Annotated in this window: 22 protein-coding genes; 5 read left to right on the top strand and 17 right to left on the bottom strand. The window is 37.9% G+C overall.

The window, feature by feature from the left end:
- Positions 1-109: 109 nt before the first annotated feature.
- The 7 genes from licT to miaB form a co-directional block, all read right to left on the bottom strand.
- On the bottom strand, positions 110-958 hold the full coding sequence (licT, locus tag O970_RS06695) for a BglG family transcription antiterminator LicT (protein WP_024496351.1): 849 nt from the start codon (positions 956-958) through the stop codon (positions 110-112).
- Between the two features lie 345 nt (positions 959-1,303).
- Positions 1,304-1,567: a DUF493 family protein YbeD gene (gene ybeD, locus O970_RS06690; protein WP_024496350.1), complete on the bottom strand. Its 264-nt coding sequence runs from the start codon at positions 1,565-1,567 to the stop codon at positions 1,304-1,306.
- A 119-nt stretch (positions 1,568-1,686) separates the two neighbouring features.
- A complete protein-coding gene (locus tag O970_RS06685) occupies positions 1,687-2,901 on the bottom strand; it encodes a serine hydrolase (RefSeq protein WP_024496349.1) in 1,215 nt (404 codons plus the stop codon).
- A 117-nt stretch (positions 2,902-3,018) separates the two neighbouring features.
- Positions 3,019-4,128 (bottom strand): peptidoglycan glycosyltransferase MrdB, encoded by a 1,110-nt coding sequence (gene mrdB, locus O970_RS06680; RefSeq protein WP_036562910.1) that lies wholly within the window; start codon positions 4,126-4,128, stop codon positions 3,019-3,021.
- The gene (gene mrdA, locus O970_RS06675) at positions 4,128-6,083 is read right to left on the bottom strand and encodes a peptidoglycan DD-transpeptidase MrdA (protein WP_036562908.1); all 1,956 of its coding nucleotides are present in this window, start codon (positions 6,081-6,083) and stop codon (positions 4,128-4,130) included. The genes mrdB and mrdA overlap by 1 nt, the downstream gene beginning before the upstream one ends.
- A gap of 16 nt (positions 6,084-6,099) precedes the next feature.
- The gene (locus O970_RS06670; RefSeq protein WP_024496346.1) at positions 6,100-7,155 is read right to left on the bottom strand and encodes a PhoH family protein; all 1,056 of its coding nucleotides are present in this window, start codon (positions 7,153-7,155) and stop codon (positions 6,100-6,102) included.
- Positions 7,156-7,551: 396 nt separating this feature from the next.
- Complete coding sequence (miaB, locus tag O970_RS06665) at positions 7,552-8,979, bottom strand: tRNA (N6-isopentenyl adenosine(37)-C2)-methylthiotransferase MiaB (protein WP_024496345.1); 1,428 nt, start codon at positions 8,977-8,979, stop codon at positions 7,552-7,554.
- A 260-nt stretch (positions 8,980-9,239) separates the two neighbouring features.
- On the opposite strand from miaB, the gene rlmM reads away from it, so the two are divergent.
- From rlmM to dolP, 5 genes are all read left to right on the top strand, one after another.
- A complete protein-coding gene (rlmM, locus tag O970_RS06660) occupies positions 9,240-10,346 on the top strand; it encodes a 23S rRNA (cytidine(2498)-2'-O)-methyltransferase RlmM (protein WP_024496344.1) in 1,107 nt (368 codons plus the stop codon).
- Positions 10,347-10,476: 130 nt separating this feature from the next.
- Positions 10,477-12,435 carry a penicillin-binding protein activator gene (locus O970_RS06655; protein WP_024496343.1) on the top strand — a complete coding sequence of 653 codons (1,959 nt, stop codon included), beginning with the start codon at positions 10,477-10,479 and terminating at the stop codon, positions 12,433-12,435.
- Entirely contained in the window at positions 12,408-12,785 is a 378-nt protein-coding gene (locus tag O970_RS06650; RefSeq protein WP_036562905.1) for a YraN family protein, read from the top strand. The genes O970_RS06655 and O970_RS06650 overlap by 28 nt, the downstream gene beginning before the upstream one ends.
- A 5-nt stretch (positions 12,786-12,790) precedes the next feature.
- Positions 12,791-13,378 carry an SIS domain-containing protein gene (locus tag O970_RS06645; RefSeq protein WP_024496342.1) on the top strand — a complete coding sequence of 196 codons (588 nt, stop codon included), beginning with the start codon at positions 12,791-12,793 and terminating at the stop codon, positions 13,376-13,378.
- 17 nt (positions 13,379-13,395) lie between these two features.
- On the top strand, positions 13,396-13,980 hold the full coding sequence (gene dolP / locus O970_RS06640) for a division/outer membrane stress-associated lipid-binding lipoprotein (protein WP_024496341.1): 585 nt from the start codon (positions 13,396-13,398) through the stop codon (positions 13,978-13,980).
- 149 nt (positions 13,981-14,129) lie between these two features.
- Here dolP and csdE read toward each other — a convergent pair whose 3' ends face one another.
- The 10 genes from csdE to O970_RS06590 form a co-directional block, all read right to left on the bottom strand.
- Positions 14,130-14,552 (bottom strand): cysteine desulfurase sulfur acceptor subunit CsdE, encoded by a 423-nt coding sequence (gene csdE / locus O970_RS06635; RefSeq protein ID WP_024496340.1) that lies wholly within the window; start codon positions 14,550-14,552, stop codon positions 14,130-14,132.
- Positions 14,553-14,561: 9 nt separating this feature from the next.
- Entirely contained in the window at positions 14,562-15,764 is a 1,203-nt protein-coding gene (gene csdA / locus O970_RS06630; RefSeq protein ID WP_105291847.1) for a cysteine desulfurase CsdA, read from the bottom strand.
- Positions 15,758-16,636 carry a U32 family peptidase gene (locus tag O970_RS06625; RefSeq protein ID WP_024496338.1) on the bottom strand — a complete coding sequence of 293 codons (879 nt, stop codon included), beginning with the start codon at positions 16,634-16,636 and terminating at the stop codon, positions 15,758-15,760. The genes csdA and O970_RS06625 overlap by 7 nt, the downstream gene beginning before the upstream one ends.
- A gap of 46 nt (positions 16,637-16,682) precedes the next feature.
- Positions 16,683-17,678, bottom strand: a complete 996-nt coding sequence (gene ubiU, locus O970_RS06620; RefSeq protein WP_024496337.1) for a ubiquinone anaerobic biosynthesis protein UbiU — start codon at positions 17,676-17,678, stop codon at positions 16,683-16,685.
- A gap of 81 nt (positions 17,679-17,759) precedes the next feature.
- The gene (locus tag O970_RS06615) at positions 17,760-18,854 is read right to left on the bottom strand and encodes a LacI family DNA-binding transcriptional regulator (protein WP_024496336.1); all 1,095 of its coding nucleotides are present in this window, start codon (positions 18,852-18,854) and stop codon (positions 17,760-17,762) included.
- Positions 18,855-19,455: 601 nt separating this feature from the next.
- Entirely contained in the window at positions 19,456-20,109 is a 654-nt protein-coding gene (locus O970_RS06610) for a hypothetical protein (protein ID WP_024496335.1), read from the bottom strand.
- Between the two features lie 313 nt (positions 20,110-20,422).
- Positions 20,423-22,618: a primosomal protein N' gene (priA, locus tag O970_RS06605; RefSeq protein ID WP_024496334.1), complete on the bottom strand. Its 2,196-nt coding sequence runs from the start codon at positions 22,616-22,618 to the stop codon at positions 20,423-20,425.
- Between the two features lie 525 nt (positions 22,619-23,143).
- The gene (locus O970_RS06600; RefSeq protein ID WP_166667091.1) at positions 23,144-23,368 is read right to left on the bottom strand and encodes a transposase family protein; all 225 of its coding nucleotides are present in this window, start codon (positions 23,366-23,368) and stop codon (positions 23,144-23,146) included.
- An 842-nt stretch (positions 23,369-24,210) separates the two neighbouring features.
- Positions 24,211-25,035, bottom strand: a complete 825-nt coding sequence (gene trpA, locus O970_RS06595) for a tryptophan synthase subunit alpha (RefSeq protein WP_024496333.1) — start codon at positions 25,033-25,035, stop codon at positions 24,211-24,213.
- Positions 25,032-25,637, bottom strand: a 606-nt coding sequence (locus O970_RS06590; RefSeq protein ID WP_024496332.1) for a pyridoxal-phosphate dependent enzyme, incomplete at its 5' end; no start/stop codon positions are given. The genes O970_RS06590 and trpA, both read right to left, overlap by 4 nt.

Here is a 25,637-nt window from a genome sequence, read left to right as displayed (position 1 = left end):
GCCTGTTAAGTAACAGTAACAATCCATTCTGGTGTTAACGCAAAATTAACATACTTTTATTTATGCTATCTATTAAACCCTATTTTATATTTTAAAAATGTGATTGATATCATTGTTCTATTAAATCGGTACGAATTCTTTCAATATAGATTGTTAAAAAAAGTTTTTCTTCTTCGGTCAGTTGATATTGATAATGGTTTAAAAGGAAAGTGGCAATATTTTCAGTACATTGAAATGCATGTTGATACTGCTGTTTCATCAAGGAATAGGGGAAATCGATACCATTAAGGATAAGATTATTATTTATAATACGTATAGCAAAAAATTTTAAATGGATAATAAAGCGCTGATAATAGGGGCTATCTTCGTTATAATCCAAATTAAAATAGTCTTTTATCATATCAAGAATTTGTTGGGTAATCTTTATTAAATTTACTAGCTTAGATATCGATCGATTCTGTTCGGCATTGATGATATGAAAGGTGATTAACCCCGCTTCATCACTTGGTAAGGTAATACCTAAGCGTTGCTTGATGATGGTTAACGCATAAAGCCCTAGCTCGTATTCTTTGGGATAAATTTTCTTCATTTCCCAGTTAAAGCTATTCGGAATGGTTAAGCCTTGTTTAAAACGCATAATCGCAACCTGAATATGATCAGCTAGTTGCAAATAAAGATGATCATCCAATTTACATGTTACTTGTGCGGTGACATATTCAATAATTTTTTCCGTGGTGGCTAATATTTCAATAGGAATATTTACAGCGGTATTGTCATTTGTAGAGCCGTTATTTTCGTCGCTAATTTTAAAACGCTTTTCCGTTAACAAAGGATCATAGTTATCGCCAATATTTTTTTTAAAACCAATGCCCCGCCCCATAAGAATCATTTCTTGATTTTGTTCGTTTAGGGTAATAATCACATTATTATTTAGAATTTTATGGATAGTATGTTTCATATTTTTGTATTCTCTGTGCTTATTGTTACGAAATAACAGTTAATTAAATCATATAAAACAGTAAAACGGTTCTGATTTCCTCTGTTTGTAGTAAAAAATAAAGTTATTTAAGCAATATTGGTACAGATTACTGTTTTGATTCGTAAGAAATGAGCATTTAATCACCTAGGTGATTGTATTGTAATCAGCTTTAGGAAACTGATCGTCTATGCTTTAATAAAGTAAAACTAAAAAATGATAAATAGAAAGGCAAACCATTAACGGCAAGATTAGAGAATTTTTTGAGCCGATTCTTATTATTATCTAGAATCGGCACACAGTTAATATCGATGAGATAAATAGCGGTTAAAGCACCATTCGAACGATATCAATTTCACCTAATTCTTTGTAAAGTGTTTCTACTTGTTCAATATGTGTGGCATTAATGGTAATGGATACCGAATGGTAGTTGCCTTTGCTACTCGGTTTTATCGATGGTGTATAGTCACCTGGAGCATGCTTTTTAATCACCGCAACCACTTTGTCTACCAATTCTGGTTTGGCTTCTCCCATCACTTTATAGGTAAAAGAGCAAGGAAATTCAAGGAGTTCGTTAAGTTTTGTCTTCATCATTGATCCTGAATATAAGTAATGATCCAAATAAGGTTATTGTAAGGCAGTAACCATTATACGCGATAAAGAAAGACTATTCTCTTTATATAACGGTTGCTGCTTTGTAAATTCAATAATTAATTAATCAATTGAATAAATTTAAGTTTGACATATTGCAAAATTTTACTGAAAAAACCTGCCTCATCAATATCTTCAAGTGTAACTAATGGTTTTTCAGCTAACACTTTATCATCTAACATAAACTGTAACTTACCTACTTTGGTGCCTGTTTTGATAGGGGCAGATAGATAGACATCATCAAACGTATAATGCACGCTTACATCTGCGGTGCGTCCACGCGGAACGGTGAGATCAATATTGGTTAATGATCCTAATTTAACCTTAGGCTTATCGCCATACCAAATGGTGCCAAGTACCACTGCTTGATTCGCTTTGACAGGCTCGGTAGTTTCAAAAAAGCGGAATCCCCATGTCAGTAACTTTTTACTTTCTGCCTCGCGACCTTTATAGGTTTGTCCGCCTAACACAACAGAAATTAAACGAGTATTGCCTTCTAATGCAGATGCAACTAAATTATAACCAGCAGCATTCGTGTGACCCGTTTTAATCCCATCAACGCTGAGTGACGTATCCCATAATAAGCCGTTTCGATTGCGTTGTTTAATATTGTTATAAGTAAACTCTTTTTCCTTATAAATGTTGTACTCGTTCGGTAAATTATTAATAAGTGCCTTACCTAATAAAGCCATGTCACGAGCTGTTGAAAATTGACCCGGTGCATCCAGTCCATGTACGGTTTCAAAATGGGTATTAGTTAAGCCAAGTTGAGACACATAATTATTCATTAAATTAACAAAGGAATCTTGACTACCCGCAATATGTTCGGCCATCGCGATACACGCATCATTACCTGATTGGATGATAATCCCACGATTTAAATCCGATACGGTCACTTCATCGCCAGGTTTTAAAAACATCACAGAAGAACCTTTTAGGGTGGGATTGCCCATTGCCCATGCCGCTTTGCTGATGGTCACAATATCGTGTTCGGTAATTCGATTGGTTTTTATTGCTTCCCCCACGACGTAACTGGTCATCATTTTTGTTAAACTGGCTGGGTCGCGTTTGACATCAGGATTGTATTCCGCTAAAACTTCCCCTGATTTAGCGTCAATTAAAATATAAGCAGCCGCGTCTAATTTAGGCGCATCAGGAATAGGGAAAGGCAGCTGTGCCATCGCGGTTGAGGTGTGCATGATTAAGGTGAATAATGCTAAGGAACAATGCTTAAACATACGACGTTTAGCGGGTAAAAAAGGTTTTTCTTTCATTCTAAAATCTTCCAAAATTAAATACTAGGGGAGTATCGTTATGAATTAAATCTACATTAAGCAGTGATAAAATAGTCATATGCAATAAGATAATCATGTATATCACATTATGAATCGCTATATATTTTTTGATAACATTCGTCTATGGGTATGAATTGACATAATAATGCCAAAACTTGCCATAAGTACGACCAATGAGGATCCCCCATAACTAATTAGAGGTAATGGTACACCAACCACAGGTAAGATGCCACTAACCATACCGATATTAATAAATACGTAGATAAAAAAGATTAGGGTTAAGCCGCCAGCTAAAATTCGTCCAAACGTGGTTTGGGCTTGAGCGGCAATGATTAATCCTCTGGATATCAAGCATAAAAATAAAATGAGTAAAATAATGGCACCGATAAACCCAAATTCTTCGGCGATCACTGAAAAAATAAAATCAGTATGACGTTCGGGCAGAAACTCTAGTTGTGACTGAGTGCCCTCCAACCAGCCTTTACCCCATAATCCCCCCGATCCGATAGCAATTTTAGATTGGATAATGTGATAACCTTTACCCAGCGGGTCACGTTCTGGATTAAATAACGTAAGTACTCGCTCACGTTGGTAGTCATGCATTAGAAAATACCACATGACGGGAACAAAAGATGCGATGGCAACGCAAGCCGCCGAGATAAAACGCCAACTAATACCGGCAAGAAAAATAATAAAAATACCTGAAGCGGCGACTAAAATTGAGGTGCCTAAATCGGGTTGCATGGCAACTAATAATGTGGGTAGGGCAATAATCAATAAGGTGATCACCACATTTTTAAACGAAGGCGGGCAGCCATCACGATTGATAAAACGGGCGACCATTAACGGGACGGCAATTTTAGCGATTTCTGAAGGTTGAAATTTTATAAAACCCAGATTTAGCCAGCGTTGCGCGCCTTTACTCGTATGTCCAGTAATATCAACTAATACCAAAAACATAATACAGACCATATACAGGTAAGGCGACCATTTTTCATAAAAGCGTGGCGATAGCTGTGCCATACATAGCATAACCAATAGACCCAATCCAATTTGGGTTAATTTTCGTTCCATCATCCCATCATTTTGTCCACTTGCACTCCACATAATAAAAGCACTATAAGCTAACAAAAGTAAAATAAAGAGTAACAGTAATGGATCAATATGTAATTTAGACCATATTGAGGATTTATTTTCATTAATCATTAATCACCTAGTTTCAGTTTCGAGATTGAATCATCAATAGTGGTAGTTTCATCACCCAGTTCATAATAGTCTAATATTCTTCTTGCTATCATACCGCCATTGCTACTTCCCCCTCCGCCATTTTCGATCACAATCGCAAGGGCAATATTCGGTTTTTTGTAGGGGGCAAAAGCAATAAATAACGCGTGATCGCGTAAATGTTCAGGAATATTATTGGCGTTGTAGATCTCATCGGCTTTTAGTCCATAAACTTGAGCGGTGCCTGATTTACCGGCAGCCTCATAAGGCATATCGGTAAAGATCTTTCTGGCGGTGCCTTTAGAGCCATATAAGACTTTATACATCCCTTCTTTAGCATATTCCCAATATTTATGTTTAACGGATAACAGTAATGGACTTAGGGAATCAAGCTTGTTATTCGCTAATGGCAATGGCAGGTTATATTGCGTACTGCGCGTATTAAGTAGCAAATGTGGGGTATGAATAAGCCCATCGTTAACTAAAATGGTGACGGCTTTGGCCATTTGTAGCGGGGTGGCCGTCCAATAACCTTGTCCAATACCAACTGGAATGGTATCCCCTTGTAACCAAGGTTGTTTATAACGCCGCGCTTTCCATTCACGGGTTGGCATATTGGCACTGCTTTCTTCTAGCGGCGACAGATCAATGCCTGTTCTTTGACCATAACCAAATTCGTTCATCCATTTTGACAATTTATCAATACCTAAATCATAGGCTATCTGATAATAAAAAGTATCGACCGAAGATTCAATTGACCGCGTTACGTTGACTTTACCATGTCCCCAACGACGCCAATCTCGATAGCGCTTTTCTGTGTTTGGTAATTGCCACCAGCCAACATCATTAATTGTTGTATCTGGTGTAATTACGCCTTCCGATAGAGCCGATACGGCAATAAATGGTTTAACGGTGGAAGCGGGCGGATAAGCCCCTTGAATAGTACGATTAAATAGTGGTTTATTCGGATCGTTTAATAACTGATTATAATCTTTTGCCGATATCCCACCGACAAATAAATTAGGATCGTAGCTAGGGCTAGATACCATCGCTAATACTTCGCCATTATTTGGATTAATCGCAACTACCGCCGCACGTCGACCATTTAATAATTTCTCAATATATTGTTGTAGTTTAAGATCGATAGTGAGATAAATATCTTCCCCTACTTTAGGCTGACTTTCACTTAATTGGCGGATGATACGACCACGGCTATTTACTTCCACTTCTTGATAACCAGGTAAACCATGTAAGATATCTTCATAGTACCGCTCAATACCCAGTTTCCCAATGTTATTGGTGCCGACGTAATCATTTAATTTATCTTGCTCAATAAGTTTGGCTTTATCCCGATCATTGATTTTAGAGACATAACCAATCACATGCGTTAAGGTATTGGCATAGGGATAATAGCGAAGCTGTTTTCCTGATATGCTAACTGAAGGAAAGCGATGTTGATTAACCACAAAGCGTGCAATTTGATTCTCAGTCAGTTTATCTTTAAGTGGGACCGCACTATAAGCCCGATAATTACGCCGTTCTTTACGGAAGGTATCAATTTCTTCATCGGTTAAATCGACGATAGTTTGTAATTCTTCTAACTGTTCATCAAGATTTTTAATTCGATCAGGGATAATTTCTAATTGATAAACGGTATTGTTGATCGCTAATGGTACCCCATTACGATCATAAATAATACCGCGATTAGACGGAATTGGGATAACTTTAATCCTATTCTCATTAGAACGCGTACTGTAATATTTATAACGCGATATTTGCAGATGCGTCAGCGTCACCAACAAAATGATAATTAATATGATTATGCCTAAAAAGGCAATGAACGCCCGCTGTAAAAAAAGGTGCGCTTCCGCCGAGTGATCGCGGAATTTATCGCGCTTCGCTTTTTTATTTGTAACTTTTGGAACCTTAAATTTGATAATGATACAACACGCGCTACTCTAAAGTAGCCGCCTCCTTTTCGGTTAAGGTTGGTGCTTTGCGTTGTTCTTGTAATTGTTGTTTGCGCAATTGCTCTTTTTGTTCCCATTTATCATAAGCATTAACAATACGTGCGACAACAGGATGCCTAACGACATCTTGGCTTTGGAAGAAATTAAAACTAATATCGTCTACCTCACTAAGTACATCAATGGCATGACGTAAGCCTGATTTTTGGTTTTTGGGTAGATCAATCTGAGTAATATCGCCAGTAATGACCGCTTTAGAGTTAAAACCTATACGAGTTAAGAACATTTTCATCTGTTCAATGGTGGTATTTTGGCTTTCATCCAGAATAATAAAGGCATCATTTAATGTGCGTCCTCGCATGTAAGCTAAAGGCGCTACTTCAATAATATTCTTCTCAATTAATTTTTCGACTTTTTCAAAACCGAACATTTCAAACAAAGCATCATACAAAGGTCGTAAATAGGGATCGACTTTTTGACTAAGATCACCAGGTAGGAAACCTAATTTTTCGCCAGCCTCAACCGCTGGGCGGGTAAGAAGAATACGTCTAACTTGTTGCTTTTCTAAGGCATCGACGGCTGCTGCAACGGCTAAGTAAGTTTTCCCTGTTCCCGCAGGACCAATGCCAAACGTAATATCATAATCAAGAATATGAGCAATATATTGCGATTGATTCGGGGTACGCGGTTTGATGACACCACGTTTAGTTTTGATCAGCACTGATTTACCATATTGCGGTATATGTGCTTCCATCTGTTCAACTAAACCACTTTCCTTGATCGCTAGATGGATCTGTTCTGGGGTAATCGTATGATCCCCCCCTTTATTAACGGTGAATCGATAAAGATCGGTTAAAATCTTCGCCGCTGCCGTCACTGGGTGGGTAGAGCCAATGATAATAAATTGATGACCACGATGATTAATTTCAACGCCTAATCCGCGTTCCAGTTGCTTAATATTTTCATCAAATGGCCCACATAAGCTATTAAGTGGTTGATTATCGGCGGGTTCTAGATTGATTGTATGATTAATAATATTCACTTATAACCTCCATGTTTGTTGATAAATGGTTATTTTAAATCATTAATTATTTAATTTTATTTATAAACCTCAATAGATAATAAATGTCATCTGCTTGAGTGTCATCTCATCCTATTTCCGCGATAAACGACCAGATAAAAGATGAAATAGCCTATTTCATGTCATTATTCTTTAGTGATAACCAACTGTTTAATGTAACAGAAGCGTATCCAATAAGATATTAACTTCCATTACATTGATTATAAAACGGCTTTATTAAACTAAAGCCGTCTTAAGCTTGGGATTTGACAATCAAAATGTGTGCTTTGTTCCCAAATTATTGGCATTTTGTTTATAAAACGCGATCAATAAACCGTTATATCACAATTTACTATGCGTTTTGGGGCGCAATTCCATTTACTCAGGAATATAGACACCGACACCTAGCTCATTTTCTTTACGTGTTCGGGCTATCACTTGTTGTGGTGATTGATCAACACGTAAGCCCATTTCTTTCTCTGTTCGAATCACTTTACCACGTAACGAATTCGGATACACTTCGATAATTTCAACATCAACAAATTGACCAATCATATCAGGCGTACCTGGGAAATTAACCACACGGTTATTTTCAGTGCGTCCCGAAAGTTCCATAATATCTTTTTTGGATGTGCCTTCGACTAAAATACGTTGTACGGTATGCAACATTTTGCGGCTATATTGCATCGCTTGTTGATTAATTCGTTGTTGTAACAAATACAAACGCTGTTTTTTCTCCTCTTCGGAGACATCATCCGGCATATCGGCAGCAGGCGTTCCCGGTCTAGCTGAATAGATAAAACTATAACTTAAGTCAAAATTCACATCAGCGATTAACTTCATGGTCTGTTCAAAGTCTTCTTGAGTTTCCCCAGGGAAACCAACAATAAAGTCTGAACTAATTTGAATTCCTGGACGGGCTTTATGTAATTTACGAATAATGGATTTATACTCTAAGGCCGTATGTGAACGTTTCATCATCGTTAATACGCGATCGGAACCACTTTGTACGGGTAGATGTAAGAAGCTAACCAATTCGGGCGTATCGGTGTAAACCTCAATGATATCATCCGTAAATTCAATTGGATGACTGGTGGTAAAACGAATACGATCAATACCATCTATTGCGGCAACTAAACGTAATAGTTCGGCAAAACTACATATACCACCATCATACGTGGCGCCACGATAAGCATTAACATTTTGTCCTAACAAATTGACTTCACGTACGCCTTGCTCAGCGAGTTGAGCAATTTCAAATAATACATCATCACATGGGCGGCTCACTTCTTCACCACGTGTATAAGGTACAACACAATAAGTACAATATTTATTGCAACCTTCCATGATAGAGACAAAAGCCGTTGGACCTTCACTACGCGGTTCTGGTAAACGGTCGAACTTTTCAATTTCAGGAAAACTGACATCAACAACATGACCATGAGTCTGTTGTACTTGTTTAATCATTTCCGGTAAACGATGGAACGTTTGCGGACCAAAAATAATATCCACAAATGGCGCACGTTGACGAATATGATCCCCTTCTTGTGAGGCAACACAACCACCAACGCCAATAATCACGTCAGGTCTTTTTTGTTTGACATTCTTCCAGCGTCCTAACTGATGAAACACTTTTTCTTGTGCTTTTTCACGAATTGAACAGGTATTTAGTAATAATAAATCGGCGTCGTCAGCATCGTCAGTAAGTTGATAACCATGCGTTGCGGCTAAGAGGTCGGCCATTTTTGATGAATCATATTCATTCATCTGGCAACCCCAAGTTTTAATATGTAATTTTTTGCTCATCAATCACTCGTTGTTGTAATGTTAAAATGAAAACGGTTTTAAATCCGCGATTTTAGCGGCTGCTATTGTAATGCTTTGTGTAATTTGTGGCTAGTAGTAATTAAAAAAGTGAAATTAATTTAATAATCAATTGATTATGATCAATTTTATATAGGCGTAATAAAAAGAGATAAATAATGAAAAAGCGTGACAATTATTTAGCTATCGCGCAAACTAATGCCCATTATTTTTTAGTAAGTTTATAGATATTTTATTTGAATATGCAAACATTAAATAAAGTGATTTTATATTGCCGTTCAGGCTTTGAAAAAGAGTGCGCCGCAGAAATTACCGATAGAGCAAGCGCCTTGGGTATTTATGGTTTTGCTCGGGTAAAAGCGCACAGTGCCTACGTTATTTTCGAATGCTATCAAGCGCAAGAGGCAGAACAACTCGTATCCAAAATTGCTTTCACCACGTTGATTTTTGCACGACAAATGTTTGTCGCTGGCGATTTATTAGACGCGTTACCCAGTGAGGATCGCATTACGCCAATTATTAATGCCTTAGATGGGTTGGTGTACGGCGCAGGCGAAGTGCGGGTTGAAGTCGCAGACACCAATGAAGGGAAAGCGCTGGCTGGTTTTTGTCGAAAATTTACGGTACCGTTACGTCAGGCGCTACGACAACGACGTTTACTGCTTAAAACGGAAAACCGAACTAAACCCGTCATTCATGTTTTATTTATTGCAAGTGACTGTTGTTATGTTGGTTACTCATTGGGTAAAAATAATTCGCCTTTTTATATGGGGATACCACGGCTAAAATTCCCCGCAGATGCCCCTAGTCGTTCGACCTTAAAACTAGAAGAAGCCTTCTATGTCTTTATTCCTTATCCTGAATGGGAGGAACGTTTAGCCCCTGGCATGCATGCAGTTGATTTAGGGGCTTGCCCAGGGGGATGGACTTATCAACTCGTCAAACGTAGTATGATGGTCAGTGCGGTTGATAATGGTGCTATGCACCCTAAATTAATGGAAACAGGCCAAGTAAAACATTATCGGGAAGATGGTTTTAAATTTGAACCAAAACGCCTTAATATTTATTGGCTGGTTTGCGATATGGTTGAGAAACCAGCAAAAGTGGCTGAGTTGATGGCAAAATGGTTAATTAATGGATGGTGTCGAGAAGCCATTTTTAATTTAAAATTACCGATGAAAAAGCGTTATGAAGAAGTAAAGTCAAATTTACATTATTTAACCGAAGCGCTAAATCAACGTGGAATACACGTTATTATTCAGGCTAAACAGCTATATCATGATCGCGAAGAGATAACGGTGCATGTACAACGAATTTGGGGTAGTCAAATACCACAACAAATTAAATAAGTCGTAAAAACAGGATACAGGGAATGACTAATATACGATATAATGTGCTATGCGTGTATCAGGTAGGCAACTATTGTCTGTTAAATGGTCAATATAATTATAAAAGTTATAGTATAGGGATTAGCTAAATATGTCAGGAAAACAGGTCATTATTTCGTTGAATTATTGGATAAAAGCGGTGATTACTATCCAATTAGTATTATTATCGGTTGGCTGTAATCTAGATCAATCCTCATCTACTGAAGCAACAGCAAGACAAACGGTGGTTTATAACCCAAATAATAGTTCAGCTTATTATCGGCAGTTATTACAAAATGCTAAAGGTTCAACGAAGGTGGATCTCCAATTAATGTTAATTCGAGCATTATTAGCTGAAAATCGCTTAACTGATGCTGAGAATCAGCTCGCCACGTTACATACTTCGTTAAATGCAGAACAACAAAAAGAGAAACAATTAATTCATGCTGAATTGGCGATTAAACAACAACAGCCCTTTAACTTAGCCGTTATTGACGCCAATACCCTAAATGTGCAACAAAAATTCCGCTATTACCAGATCAAATTACTTCAAGATCAACAAAACCGCGATATTAATGCACAAGCTAGCGATTATATGGCATTAGAAACCTTCTCTACACCATCATTAAAGCAATCGGTTATTAATCAAACATGGCAGTTTTTTAATTCGCTATCGGATAATGATCTACAAAATATCGTGGTTTATGCGAATGAATTAAATTTACAAGGCTGGATTCAACTGGTGTACATTTATCGTCAAAGTTTAATGGTTGAACCGATCAATCAGATCAATAGTGAGGGCGAAACGGAAACCGTGATCCCCGATCTTTCAGAGCAAGAACGGCACCGACGCATAAGCAAAGCAATATCTGATTGGCAGATTCAATATCCTACTCACCCTGCGGTGATGTATGTAAAAAATGCCATTTTTGGTATAAAGCAAAATATAGCAGCAAATGATGAGGGCAGCCATGCAAGTAATGTCGCACTACTATTACCATTAACTGGGACATCGAAAGTTTTTGGTGAAGCCATAAGAGCGGGCTATATGGATGCGGCCAATTTTTATCCTGATGAAAATCGGCAAAATATACAAGTATTTGATACCACTGCTGATTCATTACCATCGATACTTTCGCAAGCAAAACAGCAAGGAGCACAACTTATTGTAGGGCCTCTGCTTAAAAATGATGTGGTTAATCTAACGCGTTCCAACCCATCATTACCAGTATTAGCATTAAATAAAGTACATGATCAGCATTTGACCCTATTTCCTAGCAATAACACTATCTGTTACTTTGCATTATCGCCTGAAGAAGAAGCGATTGATGCCGCAAAACATATCATGGGACAAAATAAACATGTGCCACTGATCATCACAACCGATAATGCGGTTGGGCGTCGTGCGGCTAAGGCATTTGCTACTAGTTGGTATGCCGCAGCTGCCGGTCCTGTTTATGTCCAATATTTTTCATCCGCAGCACAGTTGAAGCAGCAAATGAACACAGGGATTGGGTTAAAAGTAGAAGGTCAATTATTAAAAACTAATTTGATTAATACCTCATCAGATACACTTATGCCTACTAGTGATATCGATGCTATCTATGTTTTTGCCACGCAAGAAGAACTAGATTTTATCAAGCCAATGTTAGAGATGAACACGACAGGCAACAAAGTCAAAACGAAAATGGAAACTAATGTTGCTGTTCCGCCTCTTTATTCCAGTTCGCGTAGTCATAGTGCGAATACTACCACCGATTATCGACTTGAAATGGAAGGTATGCAATTTAGCGATATTCCCCTATTAATGAATAATAATACGATTTATTCACAGTTACCTAGCAATATTCAACAAGATTATAGTTTAGTGCGTCTTTATGCAATGGGGATGGATGCGTGGCGTTTAGCCAATCATTTTGATAAACTTCGTTCTCAGCAAAATCCAGTATTAGAAGATGGGTTAACGGGTAAAATCTTTGTTGATTCTGATTGTGAAATTCAGCGTCAACTAATATGGAGTAGGTATCATAAAGGGGATATTCAATTAATCGATCAGCTAAGCAGCAACTAGGTTATTATTATGAAACGCTAGCTTGTCAGTACTTACAGGCAAAAGGGTTGGTGCTGGTGACGCGTAATAGCCAATGTGCTTTAGGTGAAATTGACCTAATTATGCGAGATGGTGAATATTGGGTCTTTATTGAAGTGCGTTATCGTCAAACCAGCCGTTTTGGTTTAGCTGAAGCCACGGTGGATAAGTATAAACAACGTAAAATTTTATTAACGGCCATCAGTTGGTTACACGCTCATTCATTAAGTATTGATGATGTGGCATGCCGGTTTGATATTTTTGCCGTAACGGGTAACCAGTATAATTGGATTACCAATGCCTTTGGGTTAGAAATAATAAATAATGGATAAAATACGTGCAGGATCTAATTAAAAACTATTTTACTGAAAGTATTCAAACACAAATTGTCACTGCTGATGCGTTGACCGCAATTATTGAAAAAGCTGGGACTAAATTGGTTGAGGCATTACTCAACGGCAATAAAATTTTAGTCTGCGGCAACGGCGCTTCGGCGGCCAACGCCCAGAACTTCACCGCAAAATTAATTGATTGTGTTGACGTCGAAAGGCCAAGCATTCCAGCGATTTCTCTTGTCTGTGATAATGTGGTGATGAGTGCGATTGCTGATCATGGTTATCATGCGGAAGTCTATGCAAAACAAGTTCAAGCTTTAGGACAAAGTGGCGATATTCTTATGGCTATTTCCCCATTAGGTAATAGTAGTGGTGTGATCCGCGCAGTAGAAGAGGCCGTGATCAAAGATATGACGATTATTGCTTTAACGGGCGGCGAAGGCGGTGAACTCATGGGATTATTGGGACAACAAGATTTGGAGATCCGAGTACCATCAAATAAAAAAGTACGTGTTGAAGAAATTCATCAGCTCGTATTAAATTGCTTGTGTGAGTTAATTGAACAAGCACTATTTATGTTTAAAGAATAGCGATAAAAGGTGAAAATATGATACGCAAAAAGATGTTGCTGGTTATTTCTATCGTCCCAATGATATTAGGATTGTCAGGTTGTGCTGTTATCGCGTTAGGTACTGGTGCCGCCGTGACGACAAAAACCGCGTTAGATCCAAGAACAATTGGTACTCAAGTTGATGATACCACACTATCATCACGGGTAGGGATTGCGATTAAGGAGCACCGCGCGCAACTTACTGGTGCACGTATTATTGGTAGCGCTTATAATGGTAATGTCCTATTAACTGGCCAAGCGCAAAATAAAAAACAAATCCTTACTGCTGAACAGGTAGTGAGTCAGGTTGACGGCGTAGGTAAAGTGTATACACAAATTCGTATCGCGCCACGCATTGGCGGCGCGACATTAACCAATGATGCTCTGATTACGGCCAATGTAAAATCACAACTGATTGCGAATAAGCAAACCAAAGCGCGTAATATAAAAGTGGTAACAGAAAATGGCGAAGTATTCTTAATGGGGATTGTTACTCCCGAAGAAGCAAAAAGCGCCACGGAGATTGCCCGTAAAGTTGCGGGGGTCAAATTAGTGGTTACCGCCTTTGAATATATAAAATAAACAAAATTACCAAGGCTTAGTATCTAGCTAAGCCTTGATTTTTATCATTCAGCACCACCGTTTCAGCGAGTGTCCTATCTCATTAAAGTAACAAAATATAGAACAATAGATAACATCGATACACTTATCTTGATATTCTTCTTATTAAATTAACTATTTTGCTGTGCCACCGCTTGCCGGATCTCCTCGATTAACTTATTTAGACCAACTAAACGGGATTCACTGAGTTCTGTATCGATTTTTAATTGATGAAAAATATCACTAAACGGGATCTGGGTTATTTGCTCTGCGGTTTTGCCATCCACTAAAATAACTAAGATCGCTAATAATCCTTTAACAATTCGTCCATCGCTATCAGCACTAAGATGAAATCGTCCATCATGATGACGCGTTACTTTTAGCCAAACATTATTTTCACAGCCATTAATATGATAATGCGCGTTTTTATCTTCTACCGCTAGCGGTGGTAAGTGTTTAGATAATGCAATTAGCTGACGATATCGATCTTGCCATGTAGGTTGTTGAGCGAACTGCTCAACTAATTGATGTTCTGTTATATTTAGTGCGTTCATAACCTAATTTTACCTCAAAATGTCTAATGCAGTATGCACCGCATTAACCAATCGTAATACATCTTGCTGATTATTATAGGGGGCGAAAGCCGCTCGGATAACACCGCTACAATTTAATCTTCTCATCAACGGTTGAGCACAAAGTTCACCCGTGCGAACAGCAACCTTTTGTTCAGCTAATAAAACCGCCATATCACTATGATGTATGTGCTCAATATTAAAAGACAATATAGGACTCGTTGTAGCGCGATAGCTGATAAAACCAGAGATGGATTGCAAATCTTGTTCCGCTTGCTGTGCTAAAGATAACGTATAAGCTTCAGCCGCCAAACGATCCCACTGTTTTAACCAGTTTAATGTGGCACCAAATCCAATAATTGCGGCAATATTTGGCGTCCCTGCCTCAAATTTTTCTGGTGCTAATTGCGGCTCAAATCCACTAAAAGAAGCCGTTTTTAACATTTTGCCCCCTCCATGCCATACCGCTAACTGAGATAATTTATCGGCTTTTACATATAACGCCCCTAGACCTGTTGGACCATATAGCTTATGCGCCGAAAAAAGATAGAAATCGATATCTAAACTGGCAACATCGATCGGTGAATGAAGAATTCCTTGCGCACCATCGACAACGATAACCGCCTTATTTGCATGGACAATCTTTACGATTTCGGCTAAGTCGGGTTGGTAGCCAGTGACATTTGACATTTGCGTTACCGCAACGATTTGTGTTTTATCACTGATACACTGTTTTAAGCCGGCAATATCCAGTTGATGATTGTCATTTAACGCCCATTTTATGACTTTCGCCCCCGTTTGTTCGGCAACGATTAACCATGGAATCAGATTGCTATGATGTTCCAGCTCACTGACAATAATTTCATCGCCCGCTTTCAGTGTATAGCGGGCATAACTTTGGGCGACTAAATTTACCGATTCAGTGGCACCTTTAGTCCAAATAATTTGTTGCGGACTTGTGGCATGGATCAATTCAGCCACCCTTTGCCGTGTGGTTTCAATTTGCTGGGTTGTTCGCTGTGCTTGTTGATATAAACTACGATAAGCATTCGCTGTATCTTGACGGTAATAATCGCTGGTCGCTGTAATCATTGGCTGCGGTTTTAATGCCGTAGCGGCGCTATCAAGATAAACTTGCCCAGTACTTAATGCGGGAAAATCATCACGGAATCGAATGGCATCAAACATCATGATTGTAACGCAAGCCCTGCAATACCATTCCAATAACCATTACAGTCACGATTTGATTCAATATCAAGTGGCTGTTTGCCTTCTTCGTTTTGTCGAAACTGATCAATTATGTTCAGTGTCTCAAGGCTAGTGGGTGAGATCCGCACAATATCAACCAACGCTTTCATCTCAACTAAATTATTGCCAAGATTATAACAGTAGCCACTTTGGGTTTGGATACCATTTAACACAAATACTTTTTGTTGTTCTTGTGAAAAAACCTCTCGACCTTGAGGGTAATTAATACAACAAAGCCCACACTGATCTTTAGGGCGATTTTCGGAGCGAGCGGTAAAGCAGCGAGCTGAATAAGCTAACGGTAAATAGCCATAACCAAAGACTTCTATTTCAAAGCGCTGTTTAAGCCCTAATGTGTCTAATTGATTAACGACATTGTTTAACCAATCTCTCGATAATTCAACCGGCATACACCAACGTATCATCCCTTGTTTATGTAATAATTTAAGGGTATAGGCATTATAGCAATTCAAGGCTGGACCAGCGACAAAAGGGAGGTTATTTTCGTAAGCTAAATTAACCGCCGCTAAATCATTGGCTTCAATCACAAAATCACCGTTTTCAACATACTGACGTAGTTCGTTTAATTCTGATGGTGCCTCAAGCAGCGCTAAGGTAGAAATAACAATTTGTTTCCCTGTTTTGGATAACTGTTTAGCTAGATCAATCCAATTCGCGACTTTCAGTTCACGACGTTTGGTGCAAACCGTTTCGCCTAAATAGATAATATCGGCGCTGCTTTCGCAAGCAGCAGAATAAAACTGCTCGGTTTTCTCTTTTGGCCAGTAATATAATAAAGGTCCTAATGCATACTTCATTGCGTCTTTTACCTGTTTTGATTCTTTTTGTTGATTAAATTAGCAACTATTGCCATTTGCGGTGATAAGCACCTAAGGTGGTTTGTGTTCCCTCAGAAACAGAACCTAATGTCTCCATCCATTTTTTCTCAGCATTAAACTGATTTGGATTGGCAAGGTAGCGATCAATCGCTTGACGCCAAACTTGGGTAACTTGGGCGACATAAGCGGGACTGCGCTGTCTCCCTTCAATTTTAACAGAGGCAATATTCGCGGCAAAGAGTTCCGGTAACAACTCAATGGTGTTGAGGCTAGTTGGTTCTTCAATCGGATGATATAACGTATTATTCACAAAATATCGCCCTTTACATAGGGTTGGATACCCCGCGTTTTCACCCTGTTTATGGCAATCAATTAATACATTATTTAATCGTGATTCAAGTCCTTTTTCGGTTTGTTGCCAACGAACAAATTTTGCTGGGGAACAGGCGCCAACGGTATTTGGCGATTCACCAGTTAAATAAGAGGAAAGGTAACAACGCCCCTCAGCCATAATACACAAACTACCAAACGCAAACACTTCTAAAGGTACTGGCGTCACCCGTGATAATTGTTTAACTTGATGCATAGATAACACACGAGGCAGAACCACACGATGTACATCAAAATTACGTTGATAAAATTTAATGGCTTCTAGATTGGTTGCTGAAGCTTGTACTGAAACATGACGTTCAATATGTGGGTATTTTTCAGCGGCATAGTCAAGCATCGCCAAATCCGCCAAAATTAAGGCATCAGCGCCAATTTGCGCTGCCATATCAACAGCATGTTGCCAACGGTTAAACTTATCGGGATGGGCAAAAGTATTTATTGCAATATGTAATTTTTTACCATGTTGATGAACATACGTCGACGCTTCATCAAGTTTTTTGTCTGTAAAGTTAAGTCCCGCAAAGTGACGAGCATTTGTATCATCTTTCAAACCGATATAAACGGCATCAGCACCATTATCAATAGCGGTTTTTAAAGCAGGCAAGGATCCTGCTGGACAGAGAAGTTCCATATTATTACCTAGTTTTTATATAATCCTTGTATTAGTATGCAATAAATCACTATGAAATGCGATAGAAAAAGTATAACTAAGTTATTGATTTTTATTTGTAACCGAATGGCGAATAATCAGATCACTATTAATAATAATCGATTGATATTGTTTAGCTGGTTTGTTGATCAATGATAACAATAATAGTAATCCTTGTTGTCCCATTTGATACATGGGTTTATGTATATACGTTACCTGAGGTTCAGTAAGCGTTTGATGATTAATTTGCGGTAAAGTTGCAATTAAAGATAATTGTTGGGGGATTATATAGTGCTGTTTTTTGACCTGAGTTAATAGGCCATTAATAATACTATTTTCATCGAGATAAGTTGGCGTTTGATTGGGCTGATAAGATGATGACTGATAGTGATCATCGTAATTCAAACAGCTATTATCATAGCAAAAAATAGCCGTTGGTACGATCGGTTGTTGTGATAAGGTTTTAAACAAAGATTGTGCGGAGTCAAAATCAACGCACTGATAGTGCAAAAAGGCGTTATTTGGCTTAATCGCCGCACGCTTTAAAGCCAGTTGGTAGCCTTCAACTAAATATTGAGTACTTTGCTTATGTGGTAATCCGATTAGACAAGCAATATGTTTATGACCTTGATTAATAAAATAATTTGTTGCCTGATAAGCAATGGATAAATGGTCAAAATAAACACAAGATAAGTAACGAGAATAGTGGTTAAGTAAAATAATCGGTGGCAGAGCCTCGCAATATTGCTCAAGTTGTTGCAGATAAGGGCAATCATTAATAAGTATAATCCCTTCAATTTGATGATGAATGGTATAAGTAATAATTTGTTGGATTTCTTGTTGATTAAAATAGAGAAAACGTAAGTAAAGTAATTTATATCCTAATTCATAAGCTTTATGTTCAATACCTCGATTTATCATCCCGCCAGTTAGATATTGATTATCTATTACCAATATTTTTTTATTATGATGCACCATATGGTAAGGTTTAATTAATGCTTTGGTATCATAATTCAGTTCGTTAATCGCTTGGATAACTTTGTTTCTGGAAAAGCGAGAGGTTTTCGTTGGCGTATTTAAAACGCGCGAAACGGTTGCGACCGAAACATTGGCGAATTTAGCAATATCTTGCATAGTGACCGCTTTATGTTTTTTCATTATTAAGCTTAACCCATTAAATAAATCCTATTTTTAGTATGGTATGAATCAATTATATTGGCGACATCTAATGATAAAAAGCGCGAGCTAAATCCAAAAATTTTAATACGATAAGCGGTTAACGCCTTATCTTTAGTCATTGGGCATACTGTTACTCTTTAAATTAAACCAAGCAGTGGTAATAGTCATAAATAAATGACAAGCGACTTTTTTATTAAATAAATGAACTTAACTTGAGCATAGACTATTTATAATAAGTGCGGTAATGGTAAGCATTAAACCCTAATGTTTATTTTTATCTCTTGTGATTACTTTCTAGAAAAGGATCGATAGGTGAATCATATTTATAGTAAATATGAGACAAATCGCCTAAAAGATGGCTAGTAACCGCTCTATTGATACATAGTAAATTGAATAATGATCTTAACTACGCGCAACTAACATTTTAAATTATCCACACGCGAAGTCGTGATTGATCACCGCATAGGTAAACGTAAAACTTATCATAAACGATCAAATATTGACCGTTAATGCATCAAACATTAACAATAGAGAACATAAATAGTAAATACTAACTATTTATGCCATCTAAACGATACGATTAATAACAGGCGTTCCCCGTTTCTGCATAAGAAAATAGATGATCTTTTTTGATTTGCCAGCGGGTTTTACATATCCACGTTTTAGAGGTGGAAATTTTTTTGGTTGCCCCGCTGGTTGTGCGTTTATAAATATATTCAAGGTAGCGATCATCGCCAATTTGCTCAACTTTATCTGGTTTACCCCAAGTGCGAATAATAGCGGACTCATGTGTATCTAACCAACTATTAAGTAAGGCTGCTCGTTTTAACTTGGCCGTCGATTGCTGATTAACAGGTGGTTTATTCATCTCCATTTCTTTTGATAATAATGCACATTTTGGACCAGTTTTATTTAATCGAGGGTAGGTTTTATCTCGACGATCCCACCAACGGATCGCACATTCTCCCACTTTATAATCAGCTTGCTGAGCAATTTCAATAATAATGAAATGTCGTTCATATTGATCTTTTACCGCATATTGATATTTTTTAGGATTAACCAATTGGGAGTAATTAGCGTTCTTATCTGAATTTTCTAGTGGTAATTCGATAACTTGTGTAATCCAAACTAAATCGGGTATCGCTTTTGATGAGTAACGCGGGGGTTGTTCAGAAAAATAGGCACATCCTGATAATAAAAAGGGGAGGATAAAACCAATAACTATGTTTTTCATGAAACGCTTTCCTTGTCGATAGATAAGTAACTTTCCCCAATCACGTTGATGATTAAAAGGACTAAAGTTGATTATATATACTACTACAGTTGATAAGTTAACCAATATATCATATAGGCTGATGATATTAAAAATATCAAACTTATCGACTAGGCTCACGATTATAAAGGTACGCTATTTACAATCATCACTACTGAATAAACATAAAAATTTATGTTAATTCAGTATAATTTTAATTAGAGTATAACGATCTTATTCAGCCTAGCTAACTTTATGGTAGAAATAATGGTTGATTATATCGCTAAGATATCCGTTACATTTCAATAGGATCAACATCAATACTCCAACGTATGGTATGCATTTCTGACCATTGTGTCATCGCTAGGCACAGCTCTTTTATTATCGATTGAAACTTACGCCGATTAGGATGTTGCAATAATAATTGCCAACGATAATAACCGGCTCTTTTGGGTTGATTAGCGGTAGCAGGGCCAAAGATCCATAAGGAAGCATCATCACTATACTGTTTTAGCCAATCACTAACATGAGCCAAAAACTTTGGGGCTGCTTGATTATTTTTATCAGCAGCACGGATCACTATTTGATAACTAAATGGCGGCAGTAAGGTTGCTTGGCGTTCAATCAATGCTTGCGTAGCAAAAGTTGGGTAGCCTTGTTCAAGCAATACTTTTAGTAATGGATGCTCTGGATGATGGGTTTGCAATATCACTTCACCTGATTTTTGCTCTCTTCCCGCTCGCCCAGCAACTTGTATATAAAGCTGAGCAAAACGCTCCGTAGCCCGAAAATCACTGGCAAATAGGGCGCCATCGACATCAATAATACCGACTAAGGTAACATTAGGAAAATGGTGCCCCTTAGCTAAGATCTGTGTGCCGACTAAGATATGAGCTTGTCCTTGGTTTATTTGGGTCAAATAATCAGAAAGCGCGCCTTTTTTCGCCGTAGAATCGCGATCAATTCGGCTAATAGGAATATCAGGAAACAATTGCTTTAATTGTTGTTCTACTTGTTCTGTACCAAAACCTATCGCTTGTAAATGGGTTGAACCACATTTGGGGCATTGTGGTGGGATTGATCGCGGCGTATCACAATGGTGACAATTGAGTTTCTGCTGCTGTTGATGGTAAGTAAAAGGACGATCACAGCGCGGACATTCAGCGATCCAACCACAATCATGGCAGATTAAAACTGGCGCAAAACCGCGGCGATTTAAAAACAGTAATACTTGTTGCTGGCAATCTAAATGAGTTTTTATACGTTGAATTAAGGGTAAAGACAAGCCCGATTTTAATGGTAACCCTTTAATATCAATAATAGATTGCTCAGCAAAAGCCGCGTTTCCAGCACGTTTAGTTAAGGTTAAATGGTGATATTTACCGATTTTAGCATTATATAATGACTCTAACGAAGGGGTGGCACTACCCAAAATAATGGGAATATTGTCCAACTTAGCTCGAACAATCGCTAAATCCCGAGCATGATAACGCCAACCTTCTTGTTGTTTATACGAGGTATCATGTTCTTCATCAACAATAATTAAGCCTAACTGTTTAAACGGCGTAAACAACGCCGAACGAGTACCAATAACAATGGCATTCTCGCCATTTTTACTACGTAGATAGACTTGTAAACGTTCTTTATCATTCAATCCAGAATGTAAGATATCGATCGGCGCATTAAAACGGGTCTTAAATCGTGCAATGGTTTGTGGTGTTAAACCTATCTCAGGAACAAAGACTAAAGCTTGTTGCCCCTTAGCTAGGATAGACGCCAGCGTATGTAAATACACTTCGGTTTTGCCTGACCCCGTGACCCCATCAAGCAAACAAACATTAAATTGTGTCAGTAATGGCTGAATAACCGCGATGACTTGCTGTTGCTCATCATTTAATGATAAGGGGCTATCATTGCATGCTGTTTCCGCTTGCCAGCTTTTCGGATAATAAGGTAATTCAACTTGTTCAATTAATTGTCTTTCTTGCAGTTTTTGATAAATACTACGAGAGAATGAAGCTGCCTGAATAAGATCATCATCCGTATTTTGTTGTAGTAATTTAAATAACTGACGCTGACGCGGCCAACGGCTTAAATCATCATCGTTGAATAATTTACCTTTCGCGGAGAGTTGCCACTGTGTTGTTGAAGAAAATCTTGCTGGCTTACCTTGGCGTAATAAGACGGGTAAAGCATGAAATAATACTTCCCCGATAGGATAATGATAATAATCCACAGCCCACAGTAATAATTGCCATAATTTATCGGGAAACAATGAGGTATGATCAATTACTTCACTGACTGCTTTCAGCTTGTTAATATCAAATTCCGTGGTCGTATCAATATTTACCACAATACCTATATCATATCGCTGACCAAAAGGGACTTTTATACGGGTACCAACGGTGATCTGATTCGCTAGCACTTCTGGAATCAGATAATCAAATAGTTTTGGCAACGGCACAGCAAGGGCAACATGGGCAATAAGCATCATTATTTTAATAAAAACAGAATAAGAAAAAACAGCCACTATCATAAATCGAAAAACAAAGGATGTATATTTTCTTTAAACATTAACCATATTATCAAACCAACAAAAATGTTACTTACATTATCGACAACTATTGAGTTGCACGAGGAAAATAAGTCTGAATGCTCAGGATTTGAACGCTTTATTATTAACAGTATATTGTGATAATAGATAGCGATTTTATTTTCCTTTAATTAAATCGTTAGCGATCATTGCAATTGATAATGGTATGTCTACATATTTTAGTACCTAAAAGATAAGGTCATAGCTTTATTCTATATTCAATTGGTGACCAGCAATTTAAAGACGAATGAAACCTGTTGTCATTAACCTAATCCTCATAGTGATTAAATTGCAAACTTAGCTGTTCAAGTGAATCAAAAATTGTTTTTGGCACAAATTCAGTTTTCACCGTTTTAAATCCACTTCAGCAATGGTATTATCATACAGCCCCCCTTCATAGCTTAACGAATGCTGAATGCTAAATTAGCTTAAACACTCATCAAGCAAATAATTATCAAACGCTTTTCCTCCATCTGAATGAAATAACGCAACTGAATTAATGAGTATTTGACTGATAGCATCCATAACAAGTTGAGGATTTTTCTGTTTTCCAGTATTTCGTACCACGATTTTCCGATCACACACATCAACCATCACACAAAGGTAATGCCAGTGTTGTTTTACTCTCACATAAGTTAAATCAATCACAAATATTTTTCGTTGTTATCCTACCGAAAATCACGATTAAGCAGATTACTAACTATTGATTCGTTGCTTTTTTCTGTATCAACACGATATTTACACCAAACTCTTTTCTTTCATGATTCGAGCAATTCGTCGTCTTGATAAGAGTATGTTTTTGCTTTCTAAGCACTCGCTGCCTTTAGCGGTCTTGCTCCATAGATTTGATAGTTGTCGCTAAATACCTGCCTAACTTTTACGCTAAGCGTTTTTATCTGTTTTTTATGGATTAATTGTGGTTGATAATTAAATCGATTTCTTGGCATTTCTAAACATCGACATAATGCACATAAGTTATATCGATATTGATTATCTGTGATTAACTTGATTTTTTGCCTATTATCAACCCAGCTTGCTTTAGGCTATCATTCTCCATTAACAAACATTCCCTTTAGATAGGGCTATAAGCTCATTTTCTTGACGCTACGATTTGCTTGTTCGGTAAACTCGCCAGAGCTCTGATATTACTTTATCCATATAACTTTGTATTGCGTTTGCTGTTTATTGACCGATAGCTGGCTAAATTCAGTCATCACCCTGTGTAACCTGCGAGGTGAGGCGTTTTGTGATAAATAACTAATTGATAGGTTTTTGACATTAATTGCACATTTAGGTTAAATCTGGTAGATAACTTTTTCTTTTAAGTTATTAATTATATTTTTTAACGTAACCGTTAGCGTTTATCGTATTGATGATGTTAATCATAGAAATATGGTTTAATTCGCTAGATCTAAATCGTTTAGCTCTTTAGCGTTAGTGAATTAAACCATTGTGGCTATAAACCTTGATAATGGATTAATATTGTTAAGTTAGCTCAATATGGGGGTCGCTTGTTTCATTTGGTTTACAAATTCGCTTAGTTTATTGAGCATTAAGGGGGGGTTGGTCAAATGATCAGCAATGATGTTCACCGTTGCTGATCCAGAAATGACACCAGCTGCCCCTGTTTGAATCGCGGCTTTTACTTGTGTTGGCTCAGCAATACCAAAACCTTGAATCGGTAATGGTGCACCGTACATTTTAAGCTTTTTAATTAAGTGATTTAATGGTTGTTTGGCTTTGTTTTCACTGCCAGTGACCCCTGCTCGTGAAACTAAATACGTATAACCTTGGCCATATTCAGCGATAGTCTTTATGACTTTATCATCGGCATTGGGCGGGCAAATAAAAATTGGGGCAATATGGTGGTTGATAGCAGCTTGGCGAAATGGCTGGGATTCAGATAGTGGGACATCGGCAATGAGCACTGAATCGACACCTGCTTTAGCGCAGTCGGCATAGAATTTATCAATGCCTCGGCGAAAGACTAAATTAGCATAAATCAGTAGACCAATAGGGATATCATTATGTTTTTGTCGAATTTTAGCGATGATATCAAAGCAGTGATTGACGGTTATTCCCCCCGCAAATGCCCGTAGATTCGCATTTTGAATGGTGGGTCCATCGGCAAGCGGATCTGAAAAAGGAATACCTAATTCTAACGCATCAGCACCCGCAGCAACTAGGGTGTCAATAATTTGATAAGAGAGTTGAGGATTAGGATCGCCAATGCTAACAAAAGGTATAAATGCGCCTCTTTTTTGTTCAGCTAAATGATTAAATAGTTGTTGATAGCGTGATGAATTGTTATTCATACCATTTCTCCTCTGGTCTTTAAAATATCGTAAACCGTAAAAATATCTTTATCGCCACGCCCAGATAAGTTTACGATAAGTCGTTGTGGTTTGTCTGGTGCTTGTTTGATAAGTTTTAACGCATAAGCTAAGGCATGTGAGGATTCTAAGGCAGGTATAATTCCTTCTTTTGCTGATAGCGCTTTAAAGGCATCAAGTGCTTCTTCATCGGTGATTGAGACGTATTCAGCCCGCCCAATACTATCTAAATAGGCATGCTGTGGCCCCACGGATGGGAAATCCAATCCAGCTGAAATGGAATAGGACTCTTCAATTTGTCCTTCTTGGGTTTGCATCATCGGCGATTTCATGCCAAAGTAAATGCCCAACGTGCCGTGTTTGAGTGAGGCACCGTGTTGACCCGTAGCTATACCATGCCCAGCGGGCTCTACGCCAATTAATTTAACACTAGGTTCATTAATAAAATGAGCAAACATACCGATGGCATTTGAGCCGCCACCAACACAAGCAATGACTGCATCGGGTAAAGCGTCTTCTTGTTCTAGAATTTGTTGTTTGGCTTCGGCACTGATCATTTGCTGAAATTCACGTACGATAGTTGG

Source organism: Candidatus Schmidhempelia bombi str. Bimp (genome assembly GCF_000471645.3).
In the GTDB taxonomy this organism is placed as follows: domain Bacteria; phylum Pseudomonadota; class Gammaproteobacteria; order Enterobacterales; family Orbaceae; genus Utexia; species Utexia bombi.
The sequence above is the reverse complement of the archived record's forward strand: the minus strand, read 5'-3'. Positions and strand labels throughout refer to the sequence as shown.